Origin of the sequence: Okeania sp. (assembly GCF_035285525.1) — a bacterium.
Lineage (GTDB): Bacteria > Cyanobacteriota > Cyanobacteriia > Cyanobacteriales > Microcoleaceae > Trichodesmium.
The window spans coordinates 1-7,799 of record NZ_JAYKGW010000064.1; the positions used below are offsets into that span (position 1 = coordinate 1).

Sequence of the window (7,799 nt, forward strand, 5' to 3'; positions counted from 1 at the left end):
ATAGTGTAAGTTAAGTTGAGGAACCAAAGCCAAAATTAATTTTTCATAGTTAAATTAATAGTGTAAGTTAAGTTGAGGAACCAAAGCCAACATTAATTTTTCATAGTTAAATTAATAGTGTAAGTTAAGTTGAGGAACCAAAGCCAACATTAATTTTTCATAGTTAAATTAATAGTGTAAGTTAAGTTGAGGAACCAAAGCCAAAATTAATTTTTCATAGTTAAATTAATAGTGTAAGTTAAGTTGAGGAACCAAAGCCAACATTAATTTTTCATAGTTAAATTAATAGTAGTTCAGTCGTAATTTATTAGAGTGCGTTTTCGGCGCTTGAGCCGACATAAAAAACAGACCGTAACACACCGAAATATTTGAGGGAAACGGTACGTTAAATTATCATTAATACACTCTACTAAATTGACAGTTTGTTTATTGTTGTTGGGTTTCGTGCCTCAACCCAACCTACGTTTATTGTGCAATTAATATCATACATTAATTAGGGAAATTTTCAAAATGGCAACAACTACTTTAGGTAAAACAGACATAACTGTTAATCCAATTTGTATTGGTACTTGGTCTTGGGGCGATACACTTTTTTGGAATTATGGCAGTAACTATGGAAAAAATGAAGTAGAAAATGCTTTTAAAACTTCCTTAGAAGCTGGCATAAATTTCTTTGATACTGCCGAAGTTTATGGTAATGGTTTATCAGAAGAATTGCTCGGCAAATTTATGCAAGAAACTGAACAACCTGTGCAAATTGCTACTAAATATGGTCCTGTACCTTGGCGGTTTTTTCCAGAGTCCGTTGCTGATGCTGTAACTGCTAGTTTAAAAAGATTAATGGTGCCAAAAGTTACTCTTTATCAAGTACATTGGCCGTTCACTTTTTTTATGAGTCAGGAAACTTTATTAAATGCTTTAGCAGATGAAGTGAAACAGGGTAGAATTGCAGCGATTGGTGTTAGTAATTATTCTGCCGATGAGATGGTTCAAGCTTCAGAAATTCTAGAAAAACGAGGAGTAATATTAGCAACAAATCAAGTCAGATATTCTTTGCTTTCTCGTCAAATAGAAACTAAAGGAATTTTGCAGAAAGCTAGAGAATTAGGTGTAACAATTTTAGCTTATAGTCCTTTAGCTCAAGGATTATTAACAGGCAAATATACTGTCGAAAATCAACCTATAGGTGCTCGTAAATTTGATTCTCGTTTTCAAAAGATTGGTTTAGAAAAAATTGCTCCTGTCATATCTTTGTTAACAGAAATTGGCGAAAAATATGACAAAACTGTGGCACAAGTTGCACTTAATTGGTTGGTTTTTCAAGATAGTGTAATTCCCATTGCTGGTTGTAAAAATGCCGAACAAGTTCGACAAAATGCTGGGGCGATAGATTGGGAAATGACTCAAGAGGAATTTGATAGATTAGAGGAAATTACTCGTCCTTGGTTAAGTTGATTGAATCCCCCTAAATCCCCCTTTGAAAAGGGGACTTTGAGTTGAATCCCACTTTTCCCAGGGGAACTTTTTCTTGACTCCCCCCTTTCAAAGGGGGGCAGGGGGATTCTGAGCGCGATCGCAATGTCTAAAATCCCCCTGAATTTCCCTTGGAAAGGCAGACTTTAAGTGTTGGTGGGTATTTTCTTTAGTGCTTTCTTTGAAGTGAAATTAATAGAAACCTTATTATCAGCACTGATACCAAATTCAAAAGTAAGATTGTTTGGCAAGAAACCTTAAAGGAAACTATTCTTAATTTGCTCGAAAATAAGGAAGATGAAATTATTGTATCTGAAGCGATGAAGGAATTAAAAAATGCTGGTGGCAATCCCCAAAAAACCAAATGGTTAGACTGGAATCCAGTTAAAAATGAATGGGATTAAAGAAACCCGGTTTATTCAAGAAACCGGGTTTCTAGCTTCGTTAGTTGAGTAGTGGACTATTTCATCTAAAACAGTCCATTAGTTTTTAACTTGAAAATTCTTAATGCATGAATTCAATAGCTTTTAACTGGAAAATTCTTAATCCATGACTTTTTAATTTTGACTTTTGAATTTAATCTAAAGAAAAACTATATCAGTTCAATCAGCTCTAAAAATTCATCTACAACTTTCCTGGGATTATTGTAACAAACTTCTGAATCAAAACGAAAAACTCTGATACCATTCCTTTCAAAATCTCTTTCTTTTTGTTGTTCTTCTACTCGTATTTCAGGTCCATGATAGACACCATCTACTTGGATAATTGCATATTTCTTACGATGAAAAACTAAGAAATCTGCCTGTTGATTTTCACGCCCTTTTTTAGTTGTAAGTCGAACAGCACTTTTAGGTAAAAAAAGTAAGCCTCTTCTATCAAGTTCTTCTGCTATTTTAACTTCTGAGTGGGAACGAAATTTAATATTTTTCCATTGAATTACATCTTCTGCAAATCTAGAGTTATTTAATGATTTTGAGATGTTATTTGAGATGTTATTTGAGATATTAATTATATCTAAGTTTGGGACATCGAGGTTTTGAATATCAAATATTCCTTTGCTTTTTGTGTAATCACAAAGAACTCTCCAACAATGTAATAATTCACCTCTATTAAAAGAATTACTGCTTTCTATATCATGTAATTCATCATAATTTTGATAGGAGTATTCTGGATACGGATTTAAAAATGTTTTGGCTTCAGGTACAAAAAATTCATCATACATCAAATTTTTGGTAAACCACCAATCATTATCCATTACTAAGTAAACACTCTCCATAAAAGAAGACAAATTTTTTCTTAGCTCTACTGGTATTTTCTCTATTGTATCTTCTATTAGATTTACATTTGAGTTTCTTTGATGGTCAAAGGGGTTAAAAATGTCAAATATTCCTTTGGTTTTTGTGTAATTACAAAGAACTCTCCAACTATATAATAACTTACCTCTATTCCACCAATTTTTACTTTCTAAATTAAATAATTTTTCATAAAATAATTCATCATATAATTTTGCTTCATTATAGTCATACATTGGAAATGGTTGTAAAAAAGTACCTTTAATTTCTTTGGCTTTCCTTTTTGTGTTCTCCCAGTCAATCTCAAACACGAAATAAAAATATTTCATAAATTCAGACAAATTTGTTTTTAAATCTTTTGGTATTTCAACCATACTAATTCTCCTTATTTACCATCATCCCAGTTGTGAAAGCTTTGCCTTCTAGACTTCGTCCATTTAGATATTAGACTTGTCGCTTTATAACTCCAAAAAAACTGGCACACCCTGGTTATATAAGGATTTTAGCTTTTGAACTGCTCAACCCTCTAGAATGACTGCTATGTCTTAGTTTGAGCAGTTTTATCCACCTATTTAGCGACAACTCTATTATACCAAATCTGCTTTACTAAGGAAAAACTCAGTTGACTTACAAATAGCACTATAATTGAGAAAAAGCATTTTAAAAAAAAGATGGTAATACCATTACCGATTTGCCAGCAACCTTAAAATTTGTGAGATTTTTGGTGGATTCTCAAGGCAATAAAACAGCAGTACAATTGAGTATTACTGACTGGGAGACGATTGTATCTGAAGCAATGAAGGAATTAAAAAATCCTGGTGGCAACCCCCAAAAAGCAAAATGGTTAGACTCGGATGCGGTTAAAAATGAATGAGATTAAAGAAACCCGGTTTCTGGGTTCAGAGTGCGGTTAAAAATGAATGAGATTAAAGAAACCCGGTTTCTTTAAGAAACCGGGTTTCTGGGTTCGTTATAATAAACCTATACCCCGATCAAAAAGAAACCGGGTTTCTGGGTTCGTTAGAGTTTCTAGCTTCGTTACAATAAACCTATACCCCCATCAAAAGAATAACCAGGAAACACTTGTGCTATTCGCGATCGCTCCATACCAAGATGCTGTTCTAAAACACTAGAAATCACACTCCGAAAATCCGTCGTCACTGCCAAATCCCGTCCCTGGAACAACTCCGATTCATCCAAACCAGGCCATTCTCCATAAACCTGACCCCCACGAACACCACCACCTAAAACCCACATTACATTACCATGACCATGATCCGTACCACCATTACCATTTTCCTTAACGGTGCGACCAAATTCTGACATTACTAAAATCACCGTATCTGAATAAAGGGAATCCAACTCCCGAACCAAAGTAGCTAAACCGTTCCCCAGAGGTTTCAATCTTCTTGCTAAAATACCTTCACTGTTGCCTTGGTTAATGTGAGTATCCCAGTTACCCAGAGCCAGAAATCCTAACTGAGTTCTGGAGTCACCCACCATTATTTGAGCTAAATTTTTCGCATCAGCAGCAAAACCTTTTGGTGGTGGAGCGCCACCGGAAGCTTCTTCCATTTCTTTCTCCAAGTCAGCAAGTAATAAATCTCTAGCTTCACGACCTTCCTGGTAAACTGTACTCAGTTCATCATTACCTTTGTATAAACTATCGAATGCTCCAGAAACTCTAGGACGATCTATCGGCAACCGACGAGTTGACTTTCTACCTGTCGCGAGATTAGCAACTGGCATTTCACCCATGAGAATGCGGGGTGGTGTATCCCCTAAGTTAACTGCTTGAGTAGGTCTATCTTTAGGAAGATTTCCTAACAAACGATTCATCCATCCATCAAGAATTTTTTTATTGCCAGGAACACCTGTTTCCATATAATATTGAGCATCAAAATGGGAGCGAGTATCATTGTTGGAACCGCAAGCGTGAACAAAAGCTAAACTGCGATTTTGCCAGAGAGGCATAATATTTGCGAGAGCGGGATGTAAACCAAATTGATTATCTAAATTTATAGCTCCGTTTGGTTCTCCAGGAGCAGGAATTGCAATTTTTGGTCGCACATCATAATAAGCGTCTTCTTGATGGGGAATAACTACACTTAATCCATCAACTGCTCCTCGGAGAAAAACCACAATTAATCTTTTACGATTATTGGTTTCAGCTAATCCTTTGGCGACCCAACCATGAGTACCAACAGAGATGATTCCGGAAGCAGCTAATAAGCTGGTTAATTGTATAAAATTACGTCTTTTCATAATACCTCAAAAGTTATAGCGCTACTTGAATCGGGAATAGGGAACACAGAAGGTGGGAATAGGAAAGAATAATTGATAATCACTATATCTGAGTCATTGCGACTGGAACCGAGTGACCTGAGATTGCTTCCCTTCGGTCGCAATGACAGAACGATTTGTTATATTCAATTCCGTTACGGTTGGAACCAAATGTCATTATTAATTGATAGTTTACCTTTCGTCCGCAATAGACATATCCAGAAAGGTGGGAACAGGAAGAAATAATTGATAATTTATGGATAAGAATTGATTGGATATTTTATTTTTGGAGATGTCTAATGACAGAACGATTTGTTATATCGAATTCTGTTACGGTTGGAACCAAATGTCATTATTAATTATTAATTAATAGTTGATCTTTCCATCATTTCCGGACTACCTAACATTAAAGCAGCTTGTCAATCACCTGGATTCTAATAAGCTTATTAATTGTATAAAATTTCCTCTTTTCATAATACCTCAAAATTAAGTTATCAATTATCAGTTACAGCAAATTCCAAATACATTAAGTAAAGATTTCATTATTAGTCGTCTCAGTGCGATTTTTCGGGAACTGTGCATCTTGCTCCCGTGAGTTTACCTCTCAATCAGTTATCATTACCTCCTATGAATTACAGTTTGAATAGTAAAATTATTGTAGTGCGCGCATCTTGCCCGCGACAATAGAAAATTAGAGATTAAAAAAACTCTTTCATTATCAATTATCCATTATTTTACCTTTCCATCATTTCCGGACTACCTAACATTAAAGCAGCTTGTAAATTACCTGGATTCTGATTAATTACAGCTTCAGTTTGAGGAGAAAAATTATTTCCTAATGTCACCCTTAGTTGCTCATGATTTATTGGTTTAGGTTTCCCTTGATTTAACTGCCCACGAGAGATAATTGTCGCAAAGCTAGTTCGACGAATTATAGCATCAGAATTTAACCAAGCATCTCTAGTATTTTTATAACCGTCAGGAGTAGCACAGCTATAAAGAGGCATTCCTAGTTGGGATAACATTCCATTAATTCTACCAAATTTAGGTTGGTCAATACCCGCAGCTCTCACTACAGAAATAATATATTGATAAGGAGTTTTAAATTTATTGCCGTAGTATTTTTCATCCCAAAATTCATTACTAGCAAATAAGGTTCCTAATACAGAACGAATGTCACCTTTAGTTTCTTGAAATCTTTTAGCTAATTTATCAATTAGAGTTTCTGGAGGTTCATCGGCAACAAAATATTGAGCTAATTTATAACTAATAAAACGAGCAGTAGATGGATGATTTGCCAAAATATCTAAAGCTTTTTCTCCTTCTGCCATTCCACCTCCTTTTATGGGTATTCCTAAGAATATTTTATCCTTATTATCATGGCGGTTGGCATCAAACTTAAATCCACTGCCATCTCCAGTACGACGTTGTATTCCCCAACCTGTAAAAATCTTGGCTAAAGTAATAATATCTTCTTGTTTATAACCTCCATTTACCCCCAGAGTATGAAGTTCCATAAGTTCCCGGGCATAGTTTTCATTTAACCCTTTAAATATGCCCCGAACACCTTTACTTCCTGGTGCAGTATTTAGCCAATTATCTAAATAGAATAACATGGCTGGATGATGGGCCGTTGCTCCTAATAAATCCCGAAAATTACCAAGTGCATAAGGTCGAATTGCATCTCTTTCATAAGTTCCTATCCAAAGACGAACTGCTCGCCCTTTTGTAACAGAAACATTGAAGTGATTAAACCAAAAGTTAATCATTACTTCTTCCAGTTGTCTATTACTAGATATGGCTCTGATTAAGTTAGCTTGTATAGCTTCGTTGACAACTTTTTTTGTCCCCTGACGTCTGGCTTTTTTTTCTTTTTCAGTTGCTTGTTTTTTTTGGTTTGGTGGCAGAGGACCGTACTGTTGAAAAAGCTGAACAGGAGTTAAATATAAAGTTTTTAAAGTAGATAATTTGTTTGTGAATTGTTGAGATTCTTTAATAGTTTCTGGTCTCAGTTGAGATTGAACATAATTATCAATTCCCATAGATCTAACTTGTTGTATATCTCCTGGTCTAGGACCAAAAGTCAAACGATTTAAAACATGGATTGTTTGACTATTAGTAGATTGACTATCGGTGTAGCTAGGACTTGATAATCCTAACAAAATCATTAACCCTAATAGCAAAGATATAATCCAGTACCTAGAGGCTTTTATCATTAGTTATTTCTCCTGAAATACTCTAATTTTGTGCTTTTGGTAAATATTCTTGACAAAACAATTATAACTCTAATATGGTAATTTTACCACTATTAAATTTCTTCCCAAAAATCAGGAATTATTTTATATTCTTTAAGTGAGGATTGAAGCATTCGGTTATTAGCTTTTTGAGGTAAGTATTTGTTTAACTTCTAATGCTACAGGACTTACCCATGGTTAAACTCGTTAATTTTCAGCAATATGTGAGCTTTGTAACACAGCCTGGCTGTACAAGCAAGATTCTGAGTCTTTGTAACACAGCCTTCTTTTGCTGTAACAACCTGGAAGGTTGTGTTACCAAATACAGCCTTCTTTTGCTGTAACAACCTGGAAGGTTGTGTTACCAAAATAATGAAACAGCCCAATTAAGGTAAGCTCATCTAAAAGAGCCTTAACAGAAGGCATGGAGAACAGTGATCATATAATTGTTGTTCATAGCAGCCTGGTTCATTTTTTGGCGAAGCCTGGGTTTAAATGTTCTCTCTTGATGTAGAAC

6 protein-coding genes are annotated in these 7,799 nt (G+C 35.0%); 3 read left to right on the forward strand and 3 right to left on the reverse strand.

The genetic code is table 11. The features are described 5' to 3' along the window. Positions 1-510: 510 nt before the first annotated feature. Positions 511-1,455, forward strand: coding sequence for an aldo/keto reductase (locus VKJ25_RS06695; RefSeq protein WP_324235851.1), 945 nt, complete (start codon positions 511-513; stop codon positions 1,453-1,455). Between the two features lie 296 nt (positions 1,456-1,751). After that, positions 1,752-1,877 (forward strand): hypothetical protein, encoded by a 126-nt coding sequence (locus tag VKJ25_RS06700; RefSeq protein WP_324235852.1) that lies wholly within the window; start codon positions 1,752-1,754, stop codon positions 1,875-1,877. Positions 1,878-2,065: 188 nt separating this feature from the next. Here VKJ25_RS06700 and VKJ25_RS06705 read toward each other — a convergent pair whose 3' ends face one another. Beyond that, positions 2,066-3,139, reverse strand: coding sequence for a hypothetical protein (locus VKJ25_RS06705; RefSeq protein ID WP_324235853.1), 1,074 nt, complete (start codon positions 3,137-3,139; stop codon positions 2,066-2,068). Between the two features lie 317 nt (positions 3,140-3,456). Between VKJ25_RS06705 and VKJ25_RS06710 the strand changes: the two genes are divergently transcribed. Beyond that, positions 3,457-3,639, forward strand: a complete 183-nt coding sequence (locus tag VKJ25_RS06710; RefSeq protein ID WP_324235854.1) for a hypothetical protein — start codon at positions 3,457-3,459, stop codon at positions 3,637-3,639. A gap of 164 nt (positions 3,640-3,803) precedes the next feature. Here the strand turns inward: VKJ25_RS06710 and VKJ25_RS06715 are convergent, their stop codons facing one another. Next, complete coding sequence (locus VKJ25_RS06715) at positions 3,804-5,030, reverse strand: DUF1501 domain-containing protein (protein WP_324235855.1); 1,227 nt, start codon at positions 5,028-5,030, stop codon at positions 3,804-3,806. A gap of 752 nt (positions 5,031-5,782) precedes the next feature. Further along, positions 5,783-7,264 carry a DUF1800 domain-containing protein gene (locus tag VKJ25_RS06720; RefSeq protein ID WP_324235856.1) on the reverse strand — a complete coding sequence of 494 codons (1,482 nt, stop codon included), beginning with the start codon at positions 7,262-7,264 and terminating at the stop codon, positions 5,783-5,785. Positions 7,265-7,799: the final 535 nt, after the last annotated feature.

Coding starts and splice junctions, on each gene's coding strand:
- VKJ25_RS06695 (WP_324235851.1), top strand. CDS start 511: ATGGCAACAACTACTTTAGGTAAAACAGACATAACTGTTAATCCAATT.
- VKJ25_RS06715 (WP_324235855.1), bottom strand. CDS start 5,030: ATGAAAAGACGTAATTTTATACAATTAACCAGCTTATTAGCTGCTTCC.
- VKJ25_RS06705 (WP_324235853.1), bottom strand. CDS start 3,139: ATGGTTGAAATACCAAAAGATTTAAAAACAAATTTGTCTGAATTTATG.
- VKJ25_RS06720 (WP_324235856.1), bottom strand. CDS start 7,264: ATGATAAAAGCCTCTAGGTACTGGATTATATCTTTGCTATTAGGGTTA.